26 protein-coding genes are annotated in these 24,423 nt (G+C 60.3%); 10 read left to right on the top strand and 16 right to left on the bottom strand.

Annotation, left to right across the window (positions count from 1 at the left end; genetic code table 11):
• Window positions 1-26 precede the first annotated feature (26 nt).
• From H7A76_RS10985 to H7A76_RS10950, 8 genes are all read right to left on the bottom strand, one after another.
• Entirely contained in the window at window positions 27-761 is a 735-nt protein-coding gene (locus H7A76_RS10985; protein WP_185698496.1) for an amino acid ABC transporter ATP-binding protein, read from the bottom strand.
• Window positions 758-1,429, bottom strand: a complete 672-nt coding sequence (locus tag H7A76_RS10980) for an amino acid ABC transporter permease (RefSeq protein WP_185698495.1) — start codon at window positions 1,427-1,429, stop codon at window positions 758-760. Before H7A76_RS10980 ends, H7A76_RS10985 begins: the two co-directional genes overlap by 4 nt.
• Window positions 1,429-2,175: an amino acid ABC transporter permease gene (locus H7A76_RS10975; RefSeq protein ID WP_185698494.1), complete on the bottom strand. Its 747-nt coding sequence runs from the start codon at window positions 2,173-2,175 to the stop codon at window positions 1,429-1,431. Before H7A76_RS10975 ends, H7A76_RS10980 begins: the two co-directional genes overlap by 1 nt.
• 194 nt (window positions 2,176-2,369) lie before the next feature.
• The gene (locus H7A76_RS10970; RefSeq protein ID WP_185698493.1) at window positions 2,370-3,284 is read right to left on the bottom strand and encodes a glutamate/aspartate ABC transporter substrate-binding protein; all 915 of its coding nucleotides are present in this window, start codon (window positions 3,282-3,284) and stop codon (window positions 2,370-2,372) included.
• Between the two features lie 360 nt (window positions 3,285-3,644).
• A complete protein-coding gene (glpD, locus tag H7A76_RS10965) occupies window positions 3,645-5,183 on the bottom strand; it encodes a glycerol-3-phosphate dehydrogenase (RefSeq protein WP_185698492.1) in 1,539 nt (512 codons plus the stop codon).
• A 258-nt stretch (window positions 5,184-5,441) separates the two neighbouring features.
• Window positions 5,442-6,197, bottom strand: coding sequence for a DeoR/GlpR family transcriptional regulator (locus H7A76_RS10960; protein WP_011063123.1), 756 nt, complete (start codon window positions 6,195-6,197; stop codon window positions 5,442-5,444).
• Window positions 6,198-6,419: 222 nt separating this feature from the next.
• A complete protein-coding gene (gene glpK, locus H7A76_RS10955) occupies window positions 6,420-7,925 on the bottom strand; it encodes a glycerol kinase GlpK (protein WP_185698491.1) in 1,506 nt (501 codons plus the stop codon).
• 76 nt (window positions 7,926-8,001) lie between these two features.
• Complete coding sequence (locus H7A76_RS10950; RefSeq protein ID WP_185698490.1) at window positions 8,002-8,850, bottom strand: MIP/aquaporin family protein; 849 nt, start codon at window positions 8,848-8,850, stop codon at window positions 8,002-8,004.
• 371 nt (window positions 8,851-9,221) lie between these two features.
• On the opposite strand from H7A76_RS10950, the gene ybaK reads away from it, so the two are divergent.
• Window positions 9,222-9,692: a Cys-tRNA(Pro) deacylase gene (gene ybaK / locus H7A76_RS10945; RefSeq protein WP_022640623.1), complete on the top strand. Its 471-nt coding sequence runs from the start codon at window positions 9,222-9,224 to the stop codon at window positions 9,690-9,692.
• Window positions 9,693-9,752: 60 nt separating this feature from the next.
• Here ybaK and H7A76_RS10940 read toward each other — a convergent pair whose 3' ends face one another.
• A complete protein-coding gene (locus H7A76_RS10940; protein WP_185698489.1) occupies window positions 9,753-10,862 on the bottom strand; it encodes an ABC transporter ATP-binding protein in 1,110 nt (369 codons plus the stop codon).
• On the bottom strand, window positions 10,859-11,779 hold the full coding sequence (gene argF / locus H7A76_RS10935; protein ID WP_185698488.1) for an ornithine carbamoyltransferase: 921 nt from the start codon (window positions 11,777-11,779) through the stop codon (window positions 10,859-10,861). The genes H7A76_RS10940 and argF overlap by 4 nt, the downstream gene beginning before the upstream one ends.
• 414 nt (window positions 11,780-12,193) lie before the next feature.
• Between argF and H7A76_RS10930 the strand changes: the two genes are divergently transcribed.
• The 3 genes from H7A76_RS10930 to grxD all read left to right on the top strand — a co-directional run bounded on the left by H7A76_RS10930 (window position 12,194) and on the right by grxD (window position 15,165).
• Complete coding sequence (locus H7A76_RS10930) at window positions 12,194-12,484, top strand: hypothetical protein (RefSeq protein WP_022640620.1); 291 nt, start codon at window positions 12,194-12,196, stop codon at window positions 12,482-12,484.
• A 134-nt stretch (window positions 12,485-12,618) separates the two neighbouring features.
• Window positions 12,619-14,727, top strand: a complete 2,109-nt coding sequence (locus H7A76_RS10925; RefSeq protein ID WP_185698487.1) for a molybdopterin oxidoreductase family protein — start codon at window positions 12,619-12,621, stop codon at window positions 14,725-14,727.
• Window positions 14,728-14,823: 96 nt separating this feature from the next.
• Window positions 14,824-15,165, top strand: a complete 342-nt coding sequence (grxD, locus tag H7A76_RS10920) for a Grx4 family monothiol glutaredoxin (RefSeq protein WP_022640619.1) — start codon at window positions 14,824-14,826, stop codon at window positions 15,163-15,165.
• A 128-nt stretch (window positions 15,166-15,293) separates the two neighbouring features.
• Here grxD and bfr read toward each other — a convergent pair whose 3' ends face one another.
• Together bfr and H7A76_RS10910 are read right to left on the bottom strand one after the other, a co-directional pair.
• The gene (gene bfr, locus H7A76_RS10915) at window positions 15,294-15,767 is read right to left on the bottom strand and encodes a bacterioferritin (RefSeq protein ID WP_022640618.1); all 474 of its coding nucleotides are present in this window, start codon (window positions 15,765-15,767) and stop codon (window positions 15,294-15,296) included.
• A gap of 203 nt (window positions 15,768-15,970) precedes the next feature.
• Entirely contained in the window at window positions 15,971-16,189 is a 219-nt protein-coding gene (locus H7A76_RS10910; RefSeq protein ID WP_185698486.1) for a bacterioferritin-associated ferredoxin, read from the bottom strand.
• 324 nt (window positions 16,190-16,513) lie between these two features.
• On the opposite strand from H7A76_RS10910, the gene H7A76_RS10905 reads away from it, so the two are divergent.
• Entirely contained in the window at window positions 16,514-17,116 is a 603-nt protein-coding gene (locus H7A76_RS10905) for a peroxiredoxin (protein ID WP_022640616.1), read from the top strand.
• 60 nt (window positions 17,117-17,176) lie between these two features.
• Here H7A76_RS10905 and rnt read toward each other — a convergent pair whose 3' ends face one another.
• Window positions 17,177-17,845: a ribonuclease T gene (gene rnt, locus H7A76_RS10900; protein WP_022640615.1), complete on the bottom strand. Its 669-nt coding sequence runs from the start codon at window positions 17,843-17,845 to the stop codon at window positions 17,177-17,179.
• Window positions 17,842-18,888: a dihydroorotase gene (pyrC, locus tag H7A76_RS10895; RefSeq protein ID WP_185698485.1), complete on the bottom strand. Its 1,047-nt coding sequence runs from the start codon at window positions 18,886-18,888 to the stop codon at window positions 17,842-17,844. The genes rnt and pyrC overlap by 4 nt, the downstream gene beginning before the upstream one ends.
• A 157-nt stretch (window positions 18,889-19,045) precedes the next feature.
• Here pyrC and H7A76_RS10890 point away from each other — a divergent pair, with 157 nt between their 5' ends.
• The 5 genes from H7A76_RS10890 to H7A76_RS10870 all read left to right on the top strand — a co-directional run bounded on the left by H7A76_RS10890 (window position 19,046) and on the right by H7A76_RS10870 (window position 23,354).
• Window positions 19,046-19,960, top strand: a complete 915-nt coding sequence (locus H7A76_RS10890; RefSeq protein WP_185698484.1) for an OmpA family protein — start codon at window positions 19,046-19,048, stop codon at window positions 19,958-19,960.
• 129 nt (window positions 19,961-20,089) lie between these two features.
• Entirely contained in the window at window positions 20,090-21,307 is a 1,218-nt protein-coding gene (locus tag H7A76_RS10885; RefSeq protein WP_185698483.1) for an argininosuccinate synthase, read from the top strand.
• A gap of 275 nt (window positions 21,308-21,582) precedes the next feature.
• Window positions 21,583-22,002 (top strand): hypothetical protein, encoded by a 420-nt coding sequence (locus H7A76_RS10880; protein ID WP_185698482.1) that lies wholly within the window; start codon window positions 21,583-21,585, stop codon window positions 22,000-22,002.
• 171 nt (window positions 22,003-22,173) lie between these two features.
• Window positions 22,174-22,413, top strand: coding sequence for a hypothetical protein (locus H7A76_RS10875; protein ID WP_185698481.1), 240 nt, complete (start codon window positions 22,174-22,176; stop codon window positions 22,411-22,413).
• Window positions 22,414-22,727: 314 nt separating this feature from the next.
• Complete coding sequence (locus tag H7A76_RS10870) at window positions 22,728-23,354, top strand: response regulator transcription factor (RefSeq protein WP_053131674.1); 627 nt, start codon at window positions 22,728-22,730, stop codon at window positions 23,352-23,354.
• Window positions 23,355-23,493: 139 nt separating this feature from the next.
• On the opposite strand, the gene H7A76_RS10865 is transcribed toward H7A76_RS10870, so the two are convergent.
• Together H7A76_RS10865 and nth are read right to left on the bottom strand one after the other, a co-directional pair.
• Window positions 23,494-23,673 carry a PA3496 family putative envelope integrity protein gene (locus H7A76_RS10865; RefSeq protein ID WP_022640608.1) on the bottom strand — a complete coding sequence of 60 codons (180 nt, stop codon included), beginning with the start codon at window positions 23,671-23,673 and terminating at the stop codon, window positions 23,494-23,496.
• A 107-nt stretch (window positions 23,674-23,780) separates the two neighbouring features.
• Entirely contained in the window at window positions 23,781-24,419 is a 639-nt protein-coding gene (gene nth, locus H7A76_RS10860; protein WP_185698480.1) for an endonuclease III, read from the bottom strand.
• Window positions 24,420-24,423: the final 4 nt, after the last annotated feature.

Raw genomic sequence — 24,423 nt, 5'->3', positions numbered from 1 at the left:
ACAAGGGCAGGCGGAACGCCGCCGTATCAGTGCTGCAGGATCTTCTCGAGGAAGTGCTGCGCACGTTCGGAGCGGGCGTTGATATCGCCGAAGAACTCTTCCTTCTGGCAGTCCTCGATGATCTGGCCCTTGTCCATGAAGATCACCCGGTTCGCCACCTTGCGGGCAAAGCCCATTTCGTGGGTCACGCACATCATGGTCATGCCTTCGTTGGCCAGTTGCACCATTACATCCAGCACTTCGTTGACCATTTCCGGGTCCAGGGCCGAGGTCGGTTCGTCGAACAGCATGACGATCGGGTCCATGGCCAGGGCGCGGGCGATGGCCACACGTTGTTGCTGGCCGCCGGACAGCTGGCCCGGATGCTTGTGGGCGTGGGCAGCCAGGCCCACGCGCTCGAGCAATTGCAGGCCTTTCTTGGTGGCCTCTTCCTTGCTGCGGCCCAGGACCTTGACCTGGGCGATGGTCAGGTTCTCGGTGATGCTCAGGTGCGGGAACAGTTCGAAGTGCTGGAACACCATGCCCACTCGCGAGCGCAGTTTGGGCAGGTCGGTCTTGGGGTCGGCGATGGAGGTGCCGTCGACCACGATGTCGCCCTTCTGGAAAGGCTCCAGGGCATTGACGCACTTGATCAGGGTCGATTTGCCCGAACCAGACGGACCGCAGACCACCACCACCTCACCTTTCTTGACCTCGGTGCTGCAGTCGGTCAGCACCTGGAAGTCCCCATACCACTTGTTGACGTTTTTGATAGAGATCATACGGCGAACCTTTTTTGCAGACGCTTGACCAGCAGCGAGGCGGCGAAGCTGATTGTGAAATACACCAGACCGGCGAAGATCAGGAATTCATTGGAGCGGCCGATGATGTCGCCGCTGGAACGCGAGGCGTTGAGGAAGTCCACCAGGCCCACGGTGTACACCAGGGAGGTGTCCTGGAACAGGATGATGCTCTGTTGCAGCAGCAGCGGGGTCATCTTGCGGAACGCCTGGGGCAGGATGATCAGGCGCATGGTCTGGCCGTAGGTCATGCCCAGGGCCTGGGCGGCGCCCATCTGGCCCTTGGGGATCGACTGCACGCCGGCCCGGACGATTTCGCAGAAGTACGCCGCTTCGAACATCATGAAGGCGACGATGCACGAAGTGAACGCGCCGATCGGGGTGTCTTCGCCGGTGATCCAGCGCAGCACGAAAGGCACCGCCAGGTAGAACCAGGTGATCACCAGCAGCAGCGGGATCGAGCGGAAGTAGTTGACGTAGGCGCCGGCGATGTTCGCCAGCAGCTTGTTGTGGGACAGGCGCATCAGGGCCAGCAGGGTGCCGAGGATGATCCCGCCGACCACGCCCAGGGCCATCAGCTTGAGGGTCATCAGCATGCCGTTCCACAGGCCGGGAATGGCCGGGACGATGCCCGAGAAGTCGAATTCCATTATTTACCTCCCACGGAGATCAAGCCGGGGACCGAGACTTTCTTCTCCACCAGGCGCATCAGCAACATCAGGCTCATGTTCAGGGTGAAGTAGATCAGGGTGGCCAGGGTGAAGGCTTCGAACAGGTTGGCCGAGAACTCGGCGGTCTGCTTGGTCTGGGCCAACAGTTCCATCAGGCCGATCAAGGACGCCACGGAGGAGTTCTTGAAGACGTTGAGGAACTCGGAAGTGAGCGGCGGAATGATGATCCGGTAGGCCTGGGGTAGCAGCACGTTCCAGTAGATCTGCGGCAGCTTGAAGCCCAGGGCGCGAGCGGCGGATTCCTGGCCGCGGGGCAGGGCCTGGATACCGGTGCGCACTTGTTCGCAGACCCGGGCGGCGGTGAACAGGCCCAGGCAGACGACGACGCTCAGGTAGGCCGAGGTGGTCGGGTTCAGATCCTGCTTGTACCAGTCCTGCAGGTTCTGCGGCAGCAGGTCGGGCACCAGGAAGTACCAGATGAACAGCTGCACCAACAGGGGCACGTTGCGGAAGATCTCCACGTAGACGGTGGCGATGCCCGACACCAGGCGGTTCGGCACGGTACGCATGACCCCCAGGATCGATCCCAGTATCAATGCGATGATCCAGGCCACCACGGCGATGGCGATGGTCCAGCCCAGTCCCGAAAGGAACCAGTCGAGATAGGTCTCGCTGCCCACGCCGGTGGACTTGAAGAACACGCCCCAGTCCCAGTTGTAATTCATTGGGGTTACCCCTCAGATCGTTCGATGTACTACAAGCACCCGCCTGGGGAGATCCGTTCCCTTCTGGCCAGGACGGCCAGGCACACGCTATCGGCTCGACAACCACCGGTGCGAGTGTTTCCAGAATGTGCCAGCAGGTAGTGACAGGCTCCTGAAGAGGCCAAGGCCTCCTCAGGAGTAAGGTTAGTCAGGAATCAGGACTTTTTATCGTCAGCCGCTTTGTCGGTCGGGTTGGCGATCAGGGCCTTGAGCTCGTCGCTCATTGGGAACATCAGGTTCAGGCCTTTTGGCGGGATCGGCGACTGGAACCACTTGTCGTAGATCTTGTTGATTTCGCCCGACTTGTAGGTAGCGACGATGGCGTCGTCCACGGCTTTCTTGAAGGGCGCATCACCCTTGCGGACCATGCAGCCGTAGATTTCGTAGGATTGAGGGGTGCCGGTCACGGCCCAGTCGGTAGGCTTCTTGGCCTTGGCCATCTCACCGGCCAGCAGGGCGTCGTCCATCATGAAGGCGACGGCACGGCCCGATTCCAGCATCTGGAACGACTCGCCGTGGTCCTTGGCGGAGATCACGTTCATGCCCATCTGCTTGTCGGCGTTCATGGCCTTGAGGATACGCTCGGAGGTGGTACCGGCGGTGGTCACCACGTTCTTGCCCTTCAGGTCAGGGAAGTCCTTGTAGGTGGAGTCCTTCTTGGACAGCAGGCGGGTACCGATCTCGAAGATACCGACCGAGAAGTCGACCTGTTGCTGGCGCTCGACGTTGTTGGTGGTGGAGCCGCACTCGATGTCCACGGTGCCGTTCTGCACCAGTGGGATACGGGTCTGGGAGGTGACCAGGTTGTACTTGACCTTGAGGTCAGGCATGTCGAGGTCTTTCTTGAGCGCTTCGACGATCTTCAGCTGGATGTCGTGGGAGTAGCCGACCGGTACGCCGGAAGCGTCAGCGATATAGGAAAACGGAATGGAAGCGTCGCGATGTCCGAGGGTGATGGTGCCGGACTCTTTGATTTTCTTCAGTGTGCCGGTGAGCTCGGCAGCGAGAACTGGAGTGCTAATCAGAGCTGCAGCGATAGCTGCGCCCAACAGCTGGGGAACGATGCGCATCAATATTTCCTCGACATTTGTTTTTTTTATGAAGCCAGTTCGACGGCTCTTTTATACAGCGAATGCCTTGACGGCTCCTGTTGTGTTGGCACGACAGGCATTCGTCGAACAGTGTAGAGCATGAGTCGTGCCAGGCCAGTAGATAATGGTCAACCATTTGATTTTAAAGGGAATTAAATATTCGTGACGAACCCTCCATAGCCAGGTTATCCGGTTAACCGAACTGCCCCGCAAGCAGCGTTCGGAAAACCGAACGTGCGCTGTCGGCGCTCATGAGGTTTTCAGCGCAGCAGATGCCCGTTGCGCGGGCACAAAAAAGCCCCTGGACCTGAAGGTGCAGGGGCTGGCTGGGCTAGAAGGTCAAGCTGCCTTGATCTTGCCGCGATTGTGCTCGACTTTTTGCAGGTATTCCCGCAGTTGCTGCTGTTCCTGTTCGGTGGTGAACAGTCCCAGCTTGCTCCGGCGCCAGAGGATGTCCTCGGCCTTGAGCGCCCATTCCTCGCTGCACAGGTAATCCACTTCGCGGCTGTAGAGGCCGCCGCCCAGGTGTTCGCCCATGTCGCCCAGGCCTTGCACGCCTTCCAGCAGGCGCCAGGTGCGACTGCCGTAGGTGGTGGCCCAGCGCCGGGCAATCTGGCTGGGTAGCCAGTCGAATTTGCTGCGGATGGCGTCGGCCAGTGCCTGTGGCGTGGTCATGTCCTCGCCGCCGGGCAGGCTGGCCTGGGCGGTCCAGCTTGGCTTGGCGTGCTTGAAGTAAGGGGCCAGCTGGGCCATGGCCGATTCCGCCAGCTTGCGGTAGGTGGTCAGCTTGCCGCCGAACACCGACAGCAGCGGCGCCTCGTCACCACTGCCGGACAGGGCCAGGGTGTAGTCGCGGGTGACTGCCGACGGGTTGTCGGACTCGTCGTTGCACAGCGGACGGACCCCGGAATAGGTGTGCAGGATGTCGTCGCGGCTCAGTTGCTTCTTGAAGTGGGCGTTGACCACTTGCAGCAGGTAGTCGGTTTCCCCCTCGGTGATCGCCACCTTGGCCGGATCGCCGGTGTACTCGCGGTCGGTGGTGCCGATCAGGGTGAACTGGTCGAGGTAGGGGATAGTGAAGACGATGCGCTGGTCTTCGTTCTGCAGGATGTGCGCGTGTTCGCCTTCGTACAGCTTGGGCACGATCAGGTGGCTGCCCTGGATCAGGCGGATACCGTAGGGCGACTCCAGCTTCAGGTCGTCCTTGATGAACTTGGCGACCCAAGGGCCGGCGGCATTCACCAGGGCCTTGGCGGTGATGGAGAACAGGCTGCCGTCGGCACGTTCCAGGTCCAGCTGCCACAAGCCCTGGCTACGGCGGGCGCTGACACAGCGGGTCTGGGTATGCACGTGGGCGCCATGTTCGCGGGCGGACATGGCGTTGAGCACCACCAGGCGGGCGTCGTCGACCCAGCAGTCGGAATACTCGAAGCCCCGGGTGATCTGCGCTTGCAGTGCGCTGTCGGCACCGAACTTCAGGCCGCGCGAGCCGGCGAGCTTCTCGCGCTTGCCCAGGTGATCGTAGAGGAACAGGCCGGCGCGGATCATCCAGGCCGGGCGCAGGTGAGGGCGGTGCGGCAGGACGAAACGCATCGGCTTGACGATGTGCGGGGCCTTGGCCAGCAACACCTCGCGTTCGGCCAGGGCCTCGCGCACCAGGCGGAATTCGTAGTGCTCCAGGTAGCGCAGGCCGCCATGGATCAGCTTGCTGCTGGCGGAGGAGGTGTGGCTGGCCAGGTCGTCCTTTTCACAAAGGAACACGGACAGGCCGCGACCCGCCGCATCCGCGGCAATTCCAACACCATTGATCCCACCGCCAATGACGGCGATATCGTAAACCTCGGAAAGAGGGCGCGCGGGCAAGGTAGAAGTGGGCATCGGCAAGCCTCGTGTTGCTTTGGTATTTGAATTCGAACATTAATGTTCATTTCCGAAAATACTAGCGGATAAGGAACCGCACATCCAGCGTGTCTCGATTGAAAAAACTGATCGGAAAACCACTAAAGGAAAGTTTTCGAACATTACCGAGGGGTAACTGTAGCTGCTGTGCCGGCGGGCGCGCAGGCGCGACGATACCCATGCCAGGTGGCGGGATATCGTTCGAATGCGCGAGCGGTGCAGGGAGGGGGGGCGGTCTCAGACCACTTCGAGGCGGATCTTGTGCTGGTTGAGCAGTTGGGTCAGGGCCGGCACCGGTTGCTGGTCGGTCACCAGGCAATCGATCAGGCTGATCGGGCCCAGGCGGATCATCGCGTTGCGGCCGAACTTGCTGGAATCGGCGGCCAGGATCACTTGCCGGGCGTTGGCGATGATCGCCTGGGAGACTCGTACTTCCTGGTAGTCGAAGTCCAGCAGGCTGCCGTCTTCGTCGATGCCGCTGATGCCCACCAGGGCGAAATCCACCTTGAACTGGTTGATGAAGTCGACGCTGGCCTGGCCCACCACGCCGCCGTCGCGCCGGACATTGCCGCCGGTCAGCAGCACGTCGAAATCATCCTTGGCACTGAGCATCGAGGCCACGTGCAGGTTGTTGGTGATGATCTTCAGGTGGCTGTGGTTGAGCAGGGCGCGGGCGATGGATTCGGTGGTGGTGCCGATGTTGATGAACAGCGAGGCATGGTCGGGGATCTGGGCGGCAACGGCTTCGCCGATGCGTTGTTTCTCATCGCGCATCTGGTCGGCGCGCATGGCGTAGGCGGTGTTTTCGACACTGGAGTCGTAGGCTGCGCCGCCGTGGTAGCGACGCAACAGGTTGGCTTCGGCCAACTGGTTGATATCGCGGCGGATGGTCTGTGGGGTAACGACGAACAGCTGGGCCAATTCCTCGATGCTGACGTAGCCGCGCTCGCGGACCAGGTCGAGGATTTGTTGCTGACGAGGAGGCAGATTCATGGGGCTTCCTTTGGGCTGCCGTGCAAAATTTGCCCATGATGCCGCAGGAATCCGCTCCCTGCCAGTTGCCAGGCTGGGTGACGGCGAGTGCCGTGCTTCGATAACCGGCCCGCACACCTCACCGGCGGCAGGTGGCGGATGCAGCTATACCGGTTCGTTGCGCAGCCCCGCAGGTTATGCGGGGCTGCCCAGGTTGCCTGGAGAGGGAATCCAGGATCTGGCTTATTTGGCCTCGTCGTGGGGTTCCCAGTCGCGGGTGCGGCTGACGGCTTTCTTCCAGCCCGCATACAGCTCTTCTTTTTCCGCTTCGGCCAGCTGTGGTTCGAACTCGCGCTCGATCACCGCCTTGCCGCGCAGTTCTTCCAGGCTGCCCCAGAAGCCGCAGGCCAGGCCTGCCAGGTAGGCGGCGCCCAGGGCGGTGGTTTCACGCATTTGCGGACGTTCCACCTGGGTGCCGAGAATGTCGGCCTGGAACTGCATGAGGAAGTTGTTGGCCACGGCGCCGCCGTCCACGCGCAGGGCCTTGAGGCGTTCGCCGGAGTCCTGCTGCATGGCGTCGAGCACATCGCGAGTCTGGTAGGCGATGGATTCCAGGGCGGCGCGGATGATGTGGTCCACGCGCACGCCACGGGTCAGGCCGAACAGCGCGCCACGGGCGTAGGGGTCCCAGTAGGGCGCGCCCAGGCCAGTGAAGGCCGGCACCAGGTACACGCCGTTGCTGTCCTTGACCTTGCCGGCGAAGTATTCGGTGTCGTGGGCATCGTTGATGATCTTCAACTCGTCACGCAGCCATTGCACGGTGGAGCCGCCGTTGAACACCGCGCCTTCCAGGGCGTAGGCCACTTCGCCGCGTGGGCCGCAGGCGATGGTGGTGAGCATGCCGTGCTGGGATTTCACTGCCTTGTCGCCGGTGTTCATCAGCAGGAAGCAGCCGGTGCCGTAGGTGTTCTTGGCCTGGCCTGGCTCGACGCACATCTGGCCGAACAGCGCTGCTTGCTGGTCGCCGGCGATACCGCCGATGGCGATGCCGCTCTTGGTGCGACCGTAGATTTCCGAGGAGGACTTCACTTCCGGCAGCATCTCGCGCGGGATGTCCAGCACCTCCAGCATCTTCGCGTCCCACTCCAGGGTATGGATGTTGAAGAGCATGGTGCGCGAGGCGTTGGTGTAGTCGGTGACGTGGGTCTTGCCGCCGGTGAATTTCCAGATCAGCCAGCTATCGATGGTGCCGAACAGCAGTTCGCCGTTGCGCGCGCGCTCGCGGCTGCCTTCGACGTTGTCGAGGATCCACTTGAGCTTGGTGCCGGAGAAGTAGGGGTCGGTGACCAGGCCGGTGGTCTCACGGATGTAGTCTTCCAGGCCGTCACGCTTGAGTTGCTGGCAGATCTCGGTGCTGCGCCGGCATTGCCAGACGATGGCGTTGTAGATCGGGCGGCCGGTGTTCTTGTCCCAGACCACGGTGGTTTCACGCTGGTTGGTGATGCCGATGGCGGCCACCTGGTCGTGGTGCAGGCCGGCTTGTGCCAGGGCCTCGACCATTACCGCGCTCTGGGTGGCGAAGATTTCCATGGGATCGTGCTCCACCCAGCCGGCTTGCGGGTAGTGCTGGGCGAACTCGCGCTGGGCGATGCAGACCACGTTGGCGTCGCGGTCGAAAATGATGGCTCGGGAGCTGGTCGTACCCTGATCGAGGGCAATGATGTAGTTCTTATTCTGAATGTCGGTCATGTCGATTGCCTTGGACGAAATAAGGGAGTGGAAGCAGGCGCGGGGTCAATCCGGGCAGGACCCAGCGCCAGCGGGTTCAGGAAGCCTTGACCTTGCTGTCAGCGGCTGGTTCGGCTTGCGCAGCCGGCGCGGCATCGGGCAGGTGACGGGCAATCAGGCCGCGATAGGCAACTGCACCGAGGCAGGCACCCAGGATCGGGGCGAAGATTGGCACCAGGAAATACGGGATATCACGGCCACCGGTGAAGGAGATTTCACCCCAGCCGGTGAAGAACGTCATCAGTTTAGGACCAAAGTCCCGCGCCGGGTTCATCGCAAAGCCGGTCAGCGGGCCCATGGCGCTGCCGATCACGGCGATCAACAGGCCGATCAGCAGTGGTGCCATGGGGCCGCGCGGCAGGCCGTTGTTGTCGTCGGTCAGAGACATGATCACGCCCATCAGGATCGCGGTAATCACCACTTCCACCAGGAAGGCCTGGGCGGTGCTCAGGGCCGGGTTGGGGAAGGTGGAGAACACCGAGGCCAGTTCCAGGCTTGCCTGGGAACCACGGACCATCTGGTGGGTTTGTTCGAAATCGAAGAACAGGTTGCTGTACAGCGTGTAAACCAACAGGGCGGCGCAGAAGGCGCCAGCGACCTGGGCCAGGATATAGAACGGCAGTTTGCGCTTTTCAAAGTCGGCGAACAGGCACAAAGCGATACTCACGGCGGGGTTCAGGTGTGCGCCGGAAACGCCGGCGGTCAGGTAGATCGCCATGCTCACGCCGATCCCCCAGATGATGCTGATTTCCCACAGGCCGAAGCTGGCGCCCGCGACCTTGAGCGCGGCGACGCAACCGGTGCCGAAGAAGATCAATAGCGCGGTACCCAGGAACTCGGCCAGGCACTGGCCCGATAGCGATGGTTGTTGCAGAGCAGTTGTCATTGTGAACCTCGGTTTTTGTTGTTGTCTGGCGCTGCTGCAAAAGGCATGGAGCGCGACTTCCAACGACGACGGAATCCCCATTCCGGCCTCGTCTTGCTACTGGGTACCCACTTGGATCTACCGCATGATATTCAGAAACGAAAAAATATAGACAAGAAACACCGCTGTCAAAGGTCGAAAGTGAACGATTGGTCATTTTATAGATATCAATCAAACGAATGCTTTGCGGGGGGTGTGCCAAGACTGACAGTGATGCTCGCGCGGTCGTGGTCGGGCGTTGGTTTTCAAGGCTCGGAATAGAGCCTTTTACCGACGAATAACCTAAAATCCGGGGGCTTTGTTTTGCCTTTCATCATTGCCCTGGAGCTGCCATGACCCCTGCACTGGACCTGCTGAAAAAAGTTCGCGCCGAACATCGCATCCACAGTTATGAACACGATCCCAAGGCGGCCTCCTACGGTCTGGAGGCGGCGGAGAAACTCAGCCTGGACCCGGCACAGGTATTCAAGACCTTGCTGGCCAGTAGCGAAAAGGGCGAGTTGCTGGTGGCGGTGGTGCCGGTCGTGGGCAGCCTCGACCTGAAGGCCCTGGCCCATGCGGCGGGGGTGAAGAAAGCCGAGATGGCCGATCCGGCCGCTGCCCAGCGGGCCACCGGTTATTTGCTGGGGGGGATCAGCCCGCTGGGGCAGAAGAAGCGCTTGCGCACCTTCATCGACAACAGCGCACAACCCTTTGCCAGCATCTTCGTCAGTGCCGGTCGCCGTGGTCTGGAAGTGGAGCTGTCGGCAGCGGTGCTGGCCGAGCACACCCAGGCCAAGTTCGCCGATATCGGGCGAGACTGAACCGGGAGGCGTGAATGCAAGGCCGGCTGCCGTGTTTCATGCGGCAGCCGGCCTTTTGCGTCAGTGGGCCTTGCTGTAGCGGCGCACGCCTGAATCGTTTGCGGCAATCTGTGCGGCGGTGCTGCCCGAGGCCTGGAACAGCACCAGGTGTTCGGCGGCCACGCGGATGCCGACATCGGCTCCGACCTGGTGGTCGGCGTGGCTCGGGAAGATCGATTCCAGCTGGCTGCCGGTGGGCAGTTGCAGGCGGTAGAGGGTCGAGGCGCCGAGGAAGGTCTTGCCCACCACCCGGGCCTTGAGGGCGCTGTCCGGTGCGTGGACGATGTCGTCCGGGCGCAGCAGCACGTCTACCGCGCCCCCGGTCGGCCAGGTGTAGGCGCGGTTGCCCTGCAGCGTTCCCAGTTCGGTCTGCACCGACTCCGGGCTGCTCAGCTGGCCTCGAATGAAATAGCCCTGGCCGATGAAGCTGGCGACGTAAGGGGTCTGTGGCTCGTGGTAGAGGTTGTAGGGTGTGTCCCACTGTTCCAGCCGTCCTTGCTTGAATACCCCTACCTGGTCGCTTACGGCGAAGGCTTCTTCCTGGTCGTGGGTAACCAGGATGGCGCTGGTGCCGCGGGTCTTGAGGATATCGCGCACCTCATGGCTGAGCTTGCGACGCAGTTCGCCATCGAGGTTGGAAAAGGGCTCGTCGAGCAACAGCAACTGCGGTTCTGGAGCCAGGGCCCGGGCTAGGGCCACGCGCTGTTGCTGGCCGCCGGACAGCTCATGGGGGAAGCGCTGGCCCAGTTGCTTGAGGTTGACCAGTTCCAACAGTTCGGCGACTACCCGGTCCTTCTGCGGATGCTTGCGGATGCCGAAGGCGATGTTGTCCGCCACCGACAGGTGCGGGAACAGCGCGTAGTCCTGGAACACCATGCCGATCCGGCGTTTTTCCGGGGCCAGGGTAAAGCCGGCGCTGGAAATGGTTTCGCCGGCCAGCTCGATTTCCCCTTCGTGCACCGGTTCGAAACCGGCGATGGCCCGCAGCGTGGTGGTCTTGCCGCAACCGGAGGAGCCCAGCAGGCAGCCGATATCACCGGCGTTGAGGTGCAGGTTGAGGTTCTGCACCACGCGCTGATCCTGGTAGCCGCAGGCGAGATTGCGCAGGTTCAGTAGCAATGGTCGGCTCATGCGTGGTGATACGCCGGCTCGACGAGGAACTCGAGCAGGGCCTTCTGTGCATGGAGGCGGTTTTCCGCCTGGTCCCAAGCCACCGAACGCGGATCGTCCAGCAGGTCGAGGCTGATTTCTTCGCCGCGGTGGGCGGGCAGGCAGTGCATGAACACTACATCCGGTGCTGCCAGATCGAGCAGGGCCCGGTTGACCTGGAACGGAGCGAACAGCTCCAGGCGCTTGGCGGTTTCCTCTTCCTGGCCCATGGAGGTCCAGACGTCGGTGCTGACGAGATGGGCGCCCTGTACCGCTTCCCGGGGATCGCGGACGATCGTCACGCGCTCGCCGGCCTGGGCGACGAACCTTGGGTTGGGTTCATAACCTTCCGGGCAGGCGATGCGCAGCTGGAAGTCGAACTGGATGGCCGCTTCTATATAGCTGTTGCACATATTGTTGCCGTCGCCGATCCAGGCCACGGTCTTGCCCTGGATCGAGCCGCGATGCTCGAGGAAGGTCTGCATGTCGGCCAGCAGTTGGCAGGGGTGCAGGTCATCGGACAGGCCGTTGATCACCGGGACGCGGGAGTTGCCTGCGAACTCGGTCAGGGTGCTGTGGGCGAAGGTGCGGATCATCACGGCGTCGAGCATGCGCGACATGACGATGGCGCAATCGCCAATGGGTTCGCCGCGGCCCAGTTGGGTATCGCGTGGCGACAGGAAGATCGCCTGGCCGCCCAGTTGGATCATGCCGGCTTCGAAGGACAGGCGGGTACGGGTCGAGGACTTTTCGAAGATCATGCCCAGCACACGATTCTTCAAGGGCTCGAAGAGTACGCCGCGGTTACGCAGGTCCTTCAGCTCGACGCCTCGACGGATCACACTGACCAGCTCATCGGGCGTGCAATCCATCAGGGAGAGAAAGTGCCTTGCGCTCATCATTAACTACCTTTTTGCCACGGACCGCAGATTCTCAAGGCCTTGTTTTATCGAACAATAGGCTGGACCTGCGGCGGAAGCCGCACGGGGCGACGAAATGGGGAAGGCGCGATCTTATAATTAAATGTCGCGTATTACCAATAGTGCTACGGCGGTCAAGGGTATTCACAGGGGCCGGGACGCGAACGCGACGGCATTTTCAAGATCAGTTTCCAGGTAGCAGCCGGGCATTTGTACACTGCCCCGATACGGCTTGGCAATCGAAGGGGCGCCGCCCGCGGGGCTATGGTCGCTTTCTGACCCATGGGCCGGGGAGCTGCCGTCCAGGTGAGCCTCGGTCGCCAACCTGAAACATTTCCTAATGCAAAGTGCTGGGGGTTATAAAGGCGGATCAGCAGCCGGGAAGCGTGTGCGATGGAGTCCAAGGAGCAACAACTTATGACGCTGCTGGGGCTCACGGCCCGGGCCCTTACCGACATGACGGCCTCGGTGACCACGTTTTCCTTCGAACTGCTGCGCAGCGATGACCAGGTGACCCGGGACGCGGCGCGCAAGATGATCGATCGGATGATGACCCTCAGTGCCGGCCTCGATGAACATTGGCGCCTGCTTGCCCAGTTGTCGGGCACTTATCCCGGACAAGGACCAGCGGAATCGAGAGTGCCGGTGTCCATGGACAGCCTGCCCAGGCTGCCGCCCAACTGAAGGTGGCGAGCATGTCCAGGGTTGATGGTCGTGGATTCATGGGACGAACATCCCTGGCGTGCCCGGTGGACTGACGCCATAGTCCTGGCTTCCGATGCCTGATCGCAGGTGTCGTCGAACAATAGAGACTGGCCATGACCAAGACTCTCCATCACCGTGCCTGCCACCTGTGCGAAGCCATCTGCGGACTGACCCTGGAAGTCACCGAGGAGCCGGGAAGCGGCCCGCGGATCACTTCGATCAAGGGCGACCCCCAGGACAGTTTCAGCCGCGGCCATATTTGTCCCAAGGCCGTAGCCCTGCAAGACATACAGGATGATCCGGATCGCCTGCGCCATCCGGTGCGGCGGGTCGGCAACGAATGGCTGCCGATCGAATGGGATGAGGCCTTCGCCCTGGTGGCCGAGCGCCTGGCGGATATCCAGCAGCGCCATGGCCAGGATGCGGTGGCCACCTACCAAGGCAATCCCAGCGTGCATAACTACGGGTTGATGACCCATAGCAACTACTTCCTCGGCCAGCTCAAGAGCCGCAACCGTTTCTCCGCCACTTCCGTTGACCAATTGCCCCAGCACCTGGCCAGCTACTTGATGTATGGCCACGGCCTGCTGTTGCCGATTCCCGATATCGACCATACCGATTTCATGCTGATTCTCGGCGGCAACCCCCTGGCTTCCAATGGCAGCATCATGACCGTACCCGATGTGGAGAAGCGCCTGAAGGCGATCCAGGCCCGTGGTGGTAAGGTGGTGGTGATCGACCCCCGGCGCAGCGAGACGGCGGCAATGGCCGACCAGCATCTGTTCATTCGGCCAGGGGGCGACGTGGCCTTGCTGTTCGGCCTGTTGAACAGCATTTTCCTGGACGGGCCGATGCGCGACAGTCATCTGCAGGTGGATGGGCTGGCGCAGGTGCGGCAGGCGATTTCCAGCTTCACCCCGGAAGCCATGAGCCCGTTGTGCGCGATCTCGGCGCCGCAGATCCGCCAACTGGCCAGGGAGTTCGCCAGTGCCGACAGGGCGGTCTGCTATGGACGCATGGGCGTCTCGGCCCAGGCCTTCGGCACGCTGTGCCATTGGTTGCTGCAACTGCTCAACCTGGTTACCGGCAATCTCGACCGGGTGGGCGGCGCGCTGTGTACCGAGCCAGCGCTGGACCTGGTGGCGGCGACCTCGGGCGGTCACTTCAATGCCTGGCAGAGCCGGGTATCCGGACTTCCCGAATACGGCGGCGAGCTACCGGTATCCGCCTTGGCCGAAGAGATGCTCACCGAAGGTGAGGGGCAGGTCCGGGCCCTGGTCACGGTGGCAGGCAACCCGGTGCTGTCCACGCCCAATGGTCGACGCCTGGAACAGGCCTTGGACGGCCTGGAGTTCATGGTCAGCATCGACCTGTACATCAACGAAACCACCCGTTATGCGGACCTGATCCTGCCGTCCACTTCGGCGCTGGAGAATGACCACTACGACACCACGTTCAACATGTTCGCCGTGCGTAATGTCAGTCGCTTCAACCGGGCGATCTTGCCCAAACCCGAGGGGACTTTGCACGATTGGGAAATCTTCGTCGGCCTGGCCAAGGCGTTTGCGGCGAGAACCGGCAACAGCCTCAAGCCGACCATGGCTCCGGCGCAAATGATCGACCTGGGATTGCGCGCCGGGCGTCATGGCGACGGGGCGCCGCTCAAGTTATCCCTGGCCACCTTGAAGCTGCATCCCCACGGCATCGACCTGGGGCCGTTGCAGCCAAACCTGGCGCAACGCCTGAAGACCGAGAACCGGCGGATCCAGGCGGCTCCAGCGGCGATCATGGCGGACCTGCAACGTTTTGCCGCACAGCCTATGCCGCAGGCGGATGAACTGCTGCTGATCGGACGGCGGCATGTGCGCAGCAATAATTCCTGGATGCACAATTATCATCGCCTGGTCAAAGGCAAGCCGCGCCATCAATTGCTGATGCATCCGCAAGACTTGGCCCAGCGTGGCTTGAGCGACGGCCAACGGGTACGTATCAGTTCCCGGGTCGGCACGGTGGAGGTCGAGGTGCTGGCCAGCGCCGACATGATGCCGGGAGTCGTGAGCCTGCCCCACGGCTGGGGGCACGCCCGCCCGGGTGTGCAGATGAAGATCGCCAGCGGACAACCCGGCTGTAGCGCCAACGACCTGACCGATGAGCGCCATCTGGATGCGTTGTCGGGGAATTCGGCGCTCAATGGCGTGCCAGTCAAGGTGGTGGCGGCCTGAGATGTCTGTCGGAGAGGCCAAGCAGCGCGCTCAGGATTCCGTTACAATGCGCCACCGTGCCGACAACAGAGTCGGAAAGTTCAGCCGAGGTGTTCCATGGATATCATCGAAACTATTAAAGAGCAGATTGCCAACAACACCATTCTGCTTTACATGAAAGGCTCGCCGAATGCCCCGCAGTGTGGCTTCTCCGCGAAAGCCGCGCAGGCCGTGATGGGGTGTGGCGAGAAGTTCGCTTACGTGGACATCCTGCAGAACCCGGAAATTCGCGCCAACCTGCCCAAGTACGCCAACTGGCCAACCTTCCCGCAACTGTGGGTCGATGGTGAGCTGGTCGGTGGCAGCGACATCATGGCGGAGATGTTCGCCAACGGTGAGCTGCAGACCCTGATCAAGGCCGCTGCCGAGAAAGCAGCCGCAGCCAAGACCGAAGCCTGATCCAGGTTGTCTTGCAGGAGCGAGAGCACTCGCTCCTGTGCATTGCGTGAATATATCCACGTAATGCAAAAAGCCCCGCTTCTGGAAAGAAGCGGGGCTTTTTATTGTCGGGAGTATTACGAGTTAAGTTACTCGTCACCCATTTGCGATTGCAGGTAGTTCTCGATACCAACTTTGTCGATCAGGCCTAGTTGAGTTTCCAGCCAGTCGATATGTTCTTCTTCGGATTCGAGAATATCTTCCAGCAGTTCACGGCTGCCGAAGTCGCCGGCCGATTCACAGTGGGCGATCGCTGCCTTGAGGTCGGCATGGCCGGTACGCTCGATGCGCAGGTCGCACTCGAGCATTTCCTTGGTGTGTTCGCCGATGTGCAGCTTGCCCAGGTCCTGGACGTTGGGCAGGCCTTCGAGGAAGAGGATGCGCTTGATCAGCTTGTCCGCATGCTTCATCTCGTCGATGGACTCGTGATACTCGTGCTTGCCCAGCTTGTTCAGGCCCCAATCTTCGTACATGCGGGCATGCAGGAAGTACTGATTGATCGCGACCAGTTCATTGGCAAGGATTTTATTGAGATGCTGGATGACTGTAATGTCGCCTTTCATGATGGGGTCCTGCCCTTTAATTAGTTGAACATGGGCAGAGTCTGAGCCGCATATAGAGTACTGTCAAACCTAAGTTATTGAATAATATATAAAAATTAATCGGAATAAGAATGTTTGTGTTCCGCGTTTTGCACCTAAGCAATTGAATTGCAGGCATAAAAAAACCGGACACTAGGTCCGGTTCTTGAATCTGGGTGTTTAAATCAAGCGACGTTGAACTCCACAGGATAGGGAATCGCCGCTTGGGCAGTCTGCAATTCGGTCAGTGTCTCGCGGACTACCTGCTTGGCCAGGCAGGCACATTTGCCACACTGGCTGGCAACGCCGGTTGCCTGGCGCACTTCACGGTAGCTGCAGCAACCCTCGTAGATCGCTTCGCGGATTTGGCCGTCGGTGACACCGGTGCAGAGGCAGACATACATAAGATGAGAACCGTCGCTGGTTAGGGCTCAATTGCGATGGATCTTAATGTTAACGAGAATGATTGTCAAAGTGGTTTCAGCACCATCTCCTGCTGTTTTTCGTCGGGATGACGAATGGCCTTTGCTCCCGTTAATGACAGATAGACGGCATTTTTCGCCTTCTGGGCCGGCCCGAAGAAAAACCACTAAGGACAGCATAAAAACGCCGTGTATGATGTTCGGTTCATGCGAAGCGGGGTCAGGTCACGCAGCTGTCGTATCAAAATGACAGACTCGAGGCCGGTCCCCTTCTTCCATCAGTACGTCCACACCAGGAGATATCCAATGAGCGTTCTCGTAGGCAAGCAAGCCCCTGACTTCACCGTCCCGGCCGTTCTCGGCAATGGCGAAATCGTCGACAGCTTCACCCTGTCCTCGGCCATCAAAGGCAAATACGGCCTGGTGTTCTTCTACCCGCTGGACTTCACCTTCGTCTGCCCGTCCGAGCTGATCGCCCTGGACCACCGCATGGCTGACTTCAAGGCACGCAACGTGGAAGTGATCGCCGTGTCGATCGACTCGCACTTCACCCACAACGCCTGGCGTAACACCCCGATCAATGCCGGCGGCATCGGTCAGGTTCAATACATCATGGCTGCCGACATGAAGCACGAAATCGCCAAGGCCTATGACGTAGAGTCCGAAGGCGGCGTGGCTTTCCGTGGCGCCTTCCTGATCGACGACAAGGGCGTGGTTCGCTCGCAGATCGTCAACGACCTGCCACTGGGCCGTAACATGGAAGAGCTGATCCGTCTGGTCGACGCCCTGCAATTCCACGAAGAGCACGGCGAAGTCTGCCCTGCCAACTGGAAAAAAGGCGACAAAGGCATGACCGCTTCGCCAGAAGGCGTTGCTGCCTACCTGACCGAGAACGCCGGCAAGCTGTAAGGCCTGGCATCTCGCATAAAAAAACCGGCCTCAAGGCCGGTTTTTTTATGCGGCGGATCTTCAGTCGTCGAAGTCCTGCCAGCCACCCATTTCCTTCCAGCGGTTGACGATGCCGCAGAACAGCTCGGCGGTCTTCTCGGTGTCGTAGCGCGCCGAGTGTGCCTCGCGACCGTCGAAATCGATGTCTGCGCTCTGGCAGGCCTTGGCCAGTACCGTCTGACCATACGCCAGGCCCGCCAGGGTGGCGGTGTCGAAGCTGGAGAATGGGTGGAACGGATTGCGCTTCATGTCCAGGCGCGCCACGGCGGCGTTGAGGAAGCCCAGGTCGAAGCTGCTGTTATGGCCGACCAGGATCGCGCGCTTGCAACCGTTGGCCTTCAAGGCCTTGCGCACCCCGCGGAAGATATCCGTGAGGGCGGTCTCTTCGCTGACGGCCATGCGCAGGGGGTGATCGAGCTTGATCCCGGTGAACTCCAGGGCCGCCGGTTCGATGTTCGCTCCTTCGAAAGGCTCGACCCGGAAGAAGTAGGTGTGCTCGGGGAACACGAAGCCTTTCTCGTCCATGCCGATGGTGGTGGCGGCGATTTCCAGCAGGGCATCGGTGGCGCAATTGAAGCCGCCGGTCTCTACGTCGACGACAACTGGCAGGTAGCCGCGAAAGCGTGCGGCCATGGGGTGGCGAGGGCCACCGCTGCCTTCTTGTTCATCGTCGAAATGTTCGTCACTCACGAGTGATCCTCCAGCAGGCGCCAGCGCAGTTTTTCCCCGGCGCGCAGCGGAATGACAGTCAGCTCGCCGAACGGCAGGCTGGCGGGGGCGGTCCATTCTTCACGAACCAGGGTGATACGGTCGGTGTTGGCCGGCAGGCCATAGAAGCGTGGGCCATTGAGACTGGCGAAGGCTTCCAGCTTGTCCAGCGCATTGCGTTGCTCGAAGGCCTCGGCGTACAACTCGATGGCGGCAAACGCGGTATAGCAGCCGGCACAACCGCAGGCGGCTTCCTTGGCATGCTGGGCGTGAGGCGCGGAGTCGGTGCCGAGGAAGAACTTCTCGCTGCCGCTGGTCGCAGCATCCAGCAGGGCGTGCTGGTGGACGTTGCGCTTGAGGATCGGCAGGCAATAGAAGTGCGGGCGAATTCCGCCTACCAGCATGTGGTTGCGGTTATAGAGCAGGTGATGCGCGGTGATGGTGGCGCCGACGTTGGCCGGGGCTTCCTTGACGAACTGCACCGCATCAGCGGTGGTGATGTGTTCGAACACCACCTTCAGCGTCGGGAAGCGCTCCACCACCCGCCGCATGTGTTCGTCGATGAAGAGCTTCTCGCGGTCGAAGACATCGATGTCGCCGTGGGTCACTTCACCGTGGACCAGCAGCGGCAGGCCGACTTCGGCCATGGCTTCGAGTACCGGGAAGATCTTGTCGATGCTGGTCACGCCCGAGTCCGAGTTGGTGGTCGCGCCGGCCGGATACAGCTTGGCAGCCTGCACGAAGCCGCTGGCCTTGGCTTCGCGGATCTCGTCCGGCTGGGTACGGTCGGTGAGGTAGAGCACCATCAGCGGCTCGAAGCGGCTGCCGGCCGGGCGCGCGGCGAGGATGCGCTGGCGATAGGCGTCGGCTTGTGCGGCATTGCGCACTGGAGGCACCAGGTTGGGCATGATGATCGCGCGGCCAAAGGTGCGCGCGACATCTGCGACTGTATTGGGCAACACGGCACCATCGCGAAGATGGATATGCCAGTCGTCGGGACGCAACAGGGTCAGGCGGTCGGACATGGGAGGTTCCAGGCGGGTAAAACTAGGGGGGAATGCTACCGGAAAAGACTCTTGCAGGCACTCGCTATCAAGTTTTGCTCAGAGCGACCGATAGCCCGAAGGTATGGCGTATTCACGCCTGTCGATTTTTCTGTTGTACACGTCAGTGGAGCCTCCCGTGCGCCAGCGTTATCTAGCCTTGCTCAGTGTGTTTGCCAGCCTGCCCGCGATGGCTCTCACTTTCCAGACGCGCCTGGAGAGCATTGAGTGGACGGTCGAAGGCGACAAGTTCGAATGCCGCTTGATCCAGCCGGTGACCGACTTCGGTTCTGGTGAATTCGTGCGCCGGGCTGGCGAACAAGCGATCTTCCGCCTCAAGAGTTTCAACCCGATGCAGGCGGGTGGCTCGGCGACCCTGCTCGCGGCTGCCGCGCCTTGGCAGCCCGGCCGTGGCGACATCAACCTCGGGGCCGTCAAGGCCGGCACCGATGGCGTGTTGTTCAACAGCAACCAGATGCAGGCTGGCCGCCTGATCATCGGCTTGCTGGAAGGGCGCAGCCCGGTGGTCCGTCACTACTCCCGTGAGGGCGGTGTGTCCGAGGTTCGCCTGCTACCGGTGAAGTTCAGCAAGGCCTATGGCGACTACCAGACCTGCATGACCCAATTGCTGCCGATGAACTACGACCAGATCAAGCAGGCCGAGATCGGTTTCCCCGGAGGCGGTATCGAGCTCGATGCCCGGGCCAAGGCCAAGCTGCAGGTCATGGTCGACTTCATCAAGGCCGACCCGACGGTCAACCATGTCGAGCTCGATGGCCACTCGGACAACAGCGGCAATCGCCTGACCAACCGTGACCTGTCGCGGCGCCGGGCCTTGGCGGTGATGGAGTTCTTCAAGGCCAATGGCCTGGCCGAGAACCAGATCGTCGTACGCTTCCATGGCGAACGCTATCCCTTGGCCCCCAATACCAATGCCGCCAACCGGGCCAAGAATCGCCGGGTCAACGTGCACCTGGAGCGGGCCGCCCCCACCGAGAAGCCTGCGCCGGCACCCCAGGCGGCTTCCGGAACGGGGGCCGCGGCCACCTCCTGACCCGGTTTTCATCGTCGCCCGCCTGACATATTTTGTCGCCTGGGCGTCATAAGCTGTCGCCCCTCTGTAAATTATCTGCATTGATCGGTAGACTCGACGGCTTTCCGTACAACCCCGTGGAGTGATGGCATGGCGGACGTTAACAAGGTCGTTCTCGCGTATTCGGGCGGCCTGGACACTTCGGTGATCCTCAAGTGGCTGCAGGATACCTACAACTGTGAAGTAGTGACTTTCACTGCTGACCTGGGCCAGGGCGAAGAGGTCGAACCGGCCCGCGCCAAGGCACAAGCCATGGGTGTCAAAGAGATCTATATCGACGATCTGCGCGAAGAGTTCGTGCGTGACTTCGTCTTCCCGATGTTCCGCGCCAATACTGTCTATGAGGGCGAGTACCTGCTGGGTACTTCCATCGCCCGTCCGCTGATCGCCAAGCGCCTGATCGAGATCGCCAACGAGACCGGTGCCGACGCCATCTCCCACGGCGCCACCGGCAAGGGTAACGACCAGGTGCGTTTCGAACTCGGCGCCTATGCCTTGAAACCCGGCGTGAAAGTGATCGCTCCTTGGCGCGAATGGGACTTGCTGTCCCGCGAGAAACTGATGGACTACGCCGAGAAGCACGCCATCCCGATCGAGCGTCATGGCAAGAAGAAGTCCCCGTATTCCATGGACGCCAACCTGCTGCACATCTCTTATGAAGGCGGCGTGCTGGAAGACACCTGGACCGAGCACGAAGAAGACATGTGGCGCTGGACCGTCTCCCCGGAGAAGGCCCCCAGTACCCCGACCTACATCGAGCTGACCTACCGCAACGGCGATATCGTCGCCATCGATGGCGTCGAGATGAGCCCGGCCACCGTATTGGCGACCCTGAACCGCATCGGCGGCGAGAACGGCATCGGTCGCCTGGACATCGTCGAGAACCGCTACGTAGGCATGAAGTCCCGCGGCTGCTACGAGACTCCTGGCGGCACCATCATGCTCAAGGCCCACCGTGCCATCGAGTCCATCACCCTGGACCGTGAGGTGGCGCACCTCAAAGACGAGCTGATGCCCAAGTACGCGAGCCTGATCTACACCGGTTACTGGTGGAGCCCGGAGCGCCTGATGCTGCAACAGATGATCGATGCTTCCCAGGCCAGCGTGAACGGTGTGGTACGCCTGAAGCTGTACAAGGGCAACGTCATCGTCACTGGCCGCAAGTCCGACGATTCGTTGTTCGATGCCAACATCGCTACCTTCGAAGAAGACGGCGGCGCCTACAACCAGGCGGATGCGGCAGGCTTCATCAAGCTCAACGCGCTGCGCATGCGCATCGCCGCCAACAAGGGCCGGAGCATGCTCTGAGCCCCTGAGCGGCCGTGGCAGGTCGCTACAGGCACATCGCCGTACCCAAAACGCCGCTGGCTCATTGCGAGACCAGCGGCGTTTTTCATGGGGCCGGCAAATGATCGGAGTCGCCAAGCCGCTTGTCGGGGAAGCGGTTCCGCGTGGTAACGCCATGCCGGCGGGAATAAGGTCGATAGCGGCTCCTGCCCCCTGGCTGCCAAGAGGTCGCCGGTACAGGGTAAGGACCCTAACTCACCGTTGCGCCTATCAAGTTCCGATTGGGAGGGACTCCAATGAAAACGCTCAGATCCTGCCTGTTTCCCCTGGCCTCGGCGTTGGGCCTGGCTGCACTTTCCAGCCACGCGCTGGCGGCGGTTTATGTCTGTGGCAATGAGGAATGCAGCACCTGGAATGCCATTACCGAAGTGCAGCTCGAGACCAAGTCCACCGATGGAGAAAATACGACCATCCGTCAGACCCTCAGCCTTTCGGCGAGTGAATCCATCATCAATGGCTACAACAACATCGCCAACACTGACCTCTACCTGAAGAAAAGTCTTTGGCACATAGGTGGCATTGAGCCGTTCAAGGGCAAGCAGCATGTAACTGCCTATGTCTATAAATCCACCGACCCCGATACCCGACTCAAGACCTGCCACGCGTTCTCATTCAAGAACCCCAAGGGACGCTACCACGCCACTTGCGGCAAATGAGGGCGAAGTGTCGTTGATCCTTGCCTGGCAGGAGCGGACGATCCGGAGTTTCCTCGGGGCTCCGGTTTTTTTTTGCCCGGGGTTTTGCAGGTGTCGGTTGGCGAGCAATCTGGCGGGCAGGGCCTATGATATTCAGGGTTGGGGGAATCGACGAAAACCAGGGAGATCAGCATGCGGCTCAATGATGTGGAACAGAGTCTTCGGCGTGACCTGCAAGGCACGGCTTCCGACTTGCGTTGGTCGGCGGTGGAACTCAGGCGTATCGCTGAATTGCTGCGCCAGGCGGGCAATGGCGCGGATGCCGATGCGCTGTTGAGGATGTGCCAGTTATTTCAAGACGACGAGGAGCGGCTGGCCGCATATGCGGATGAAGTAAAGGCTCATTTGATCAGTCGACGAAAAGTTCAATAGATGAGTTTTAAGATAAAAATAAAGCATGGAGGTTGGTGGTTTTTTATTTTGAGATTTGAGTAGGTTAAATGTTTTGAAACAATACTTGTCATGTGTTTATTAAATTTTTGTTAGTACATAAAGTAGCTTGATAGTTGATTGGTCTTATGTTCGTTTCAAGTTGATCGATCAGTGTGAAAGTTATTTTGTAAGGCAATTCGGTATTGCTTGTAAGGAACGTCCTCCTACAGTCGTAGCCGCCTGATACGCAGTGCCAGCGTCAATTCTCTCGGGTATGGTGCTGGCTCTAAAAATCTCAGGACGTGGATGGACCTATGAAAAGAGTCTTGATCGTGGATGATCATCCGGTAACTCGTCTGGCTGTACGTATGTTGATGGAGCGGCATGGCTTTGAAGTTATAGCGGAAACGGACAATGGCGCGGATGCATTGAAGTTGGCCGTGGAGTATGTGCCGGACATCTTGATCCTGGATATTGGACTTCCACAACTTGATGGACTTGAAGTTATAACGCGACTGATGTCACGGGCCATGCCGATCAAGATACTGGTGCTGACCTTGCAGACTCCCGGGCCTTTTTCCATGCGTTGCATGCAGGCCGGGGCGGCAGGTTATGTATGCAAGCAGCAGGACATCACCGAGTTGATCAGCGCAGTGCGGGCGGTGTTGGCTGGCTATAGCTACTTCCCCAACGAAGCGTTGCACACTTTCCGTTCCAGCCAGGGAGTCAGCAGCGAGGAAGAAATGATCGAACTGCTGTCAGGGCGCGAACTGGTGGTATTGAAACAACTTACCAGTGGAATGAGTAACAAGGAGATCGCCGAAGGGCTGTGCCTGAGCAACAAGACCATCAGTACCTATAAGCGGAGATTGCTCACCAAGCTCAATGCCCGGTCATTGGTCGACCTGATCGAGTTTGCCCAGCGGCACCGGTTGATATGAAGTTTTGCGGATTGCAACGGCTGTAGCGGACTGGATGATCCTTGAGTACTGCCAATGCTTGGTCGGCCTCTAAGGCCGACCGCGGGGTGCAGGACAAACCAATACACAAGAAGACCTCCAGTCGGAGGTCTTCTTGTTACTAAAGATCGAAATCGTAATCGGCCAGTTGCTTTTGCAGACGCCGTTCTTCCAGGAGATTGTCGATGGTGCGGCGTTTGCTCAGGTTGGTCTTCGCCACCTCCACCACAGGTTCGGCATCGTCTGTTTCAGCCGCGGTGAAATCGTCTTCTACGTCCAGTTGTTCTTTGCCAGTGCTCATAAGGTCGACTCCAGGCTAGGACTGCCATTGGCGCTCCTTATATCGATATTCTCCTGACGGGTAAAAAAGATTTTTTCAATCGAGTCATGAGGAAAGTCAATGCTCGATCAATCATCGGAAGTCTTTTGCTTGTATTCGCACAGATCCTCGATCCGACAACTTCCGCAACGTGGCTTCCGGGCCAGACAGACATATCGACCGTGCAGGATCAGCCAGTGATGGGAGTCCAGCAGGTACTCCTTGGGCACGAACTTCATCAACTTCTTTTCCACTTCCACCACGTTCTTGCCTGGCGCCAGCCCGGTGCGGTTGCTGACCCGGAAGATGTGGGTGTCCACGGCCATGGTCAATTGGCGGAAAGCGGTGTTGAGGACCACGTTGGCGGTCTTGCGACCGACGCCGGGCAGGGCTTCGAGTTCTTCGCGGGTCTGCGGCACCTCGCCACCATGGCGCTCCACCAGCAGGCGGCAGGTTTCGATGACGTTCTTGGCCTTACTGTTGTACAGGCCGATGGTCTTGATGTATTCCGACAGCCCATCGACCCCCAGGGCATGGATGGCTGCGGGGGTGTTGGCCACGGGAAACAGCTTGGCAGTCGCCTTGTTGACCCCGACGTCGGTCGATTGCGCCGAAAGGATCACGGCGATCAGCAGTTCGAATGCCGAGGAGTAGGCCAGTTCGGTCTTCGGTTCGGGGTTGTCCTCATGGAGCCGGCGAAATATTTCCAGGCGTTTGGCAGCGTTCATGGGT

This window comes from Pseudomonas sp. MSSRFD41 (assembly GCF_014230245.1).
GTDB classification, from domain to species: Bacteria; Pseudomonadota; Gammaproteobacteria; order Pseudomonadales; family Pseudomonadaceae; genus Aquipseudomonas; species Aquipseudomonas piscis.
The sequence above is the reverse complement of the archived record's forward strand: the minus strand, read 5'-3'. Positions and strand labels throughout refer to the sequence as shown.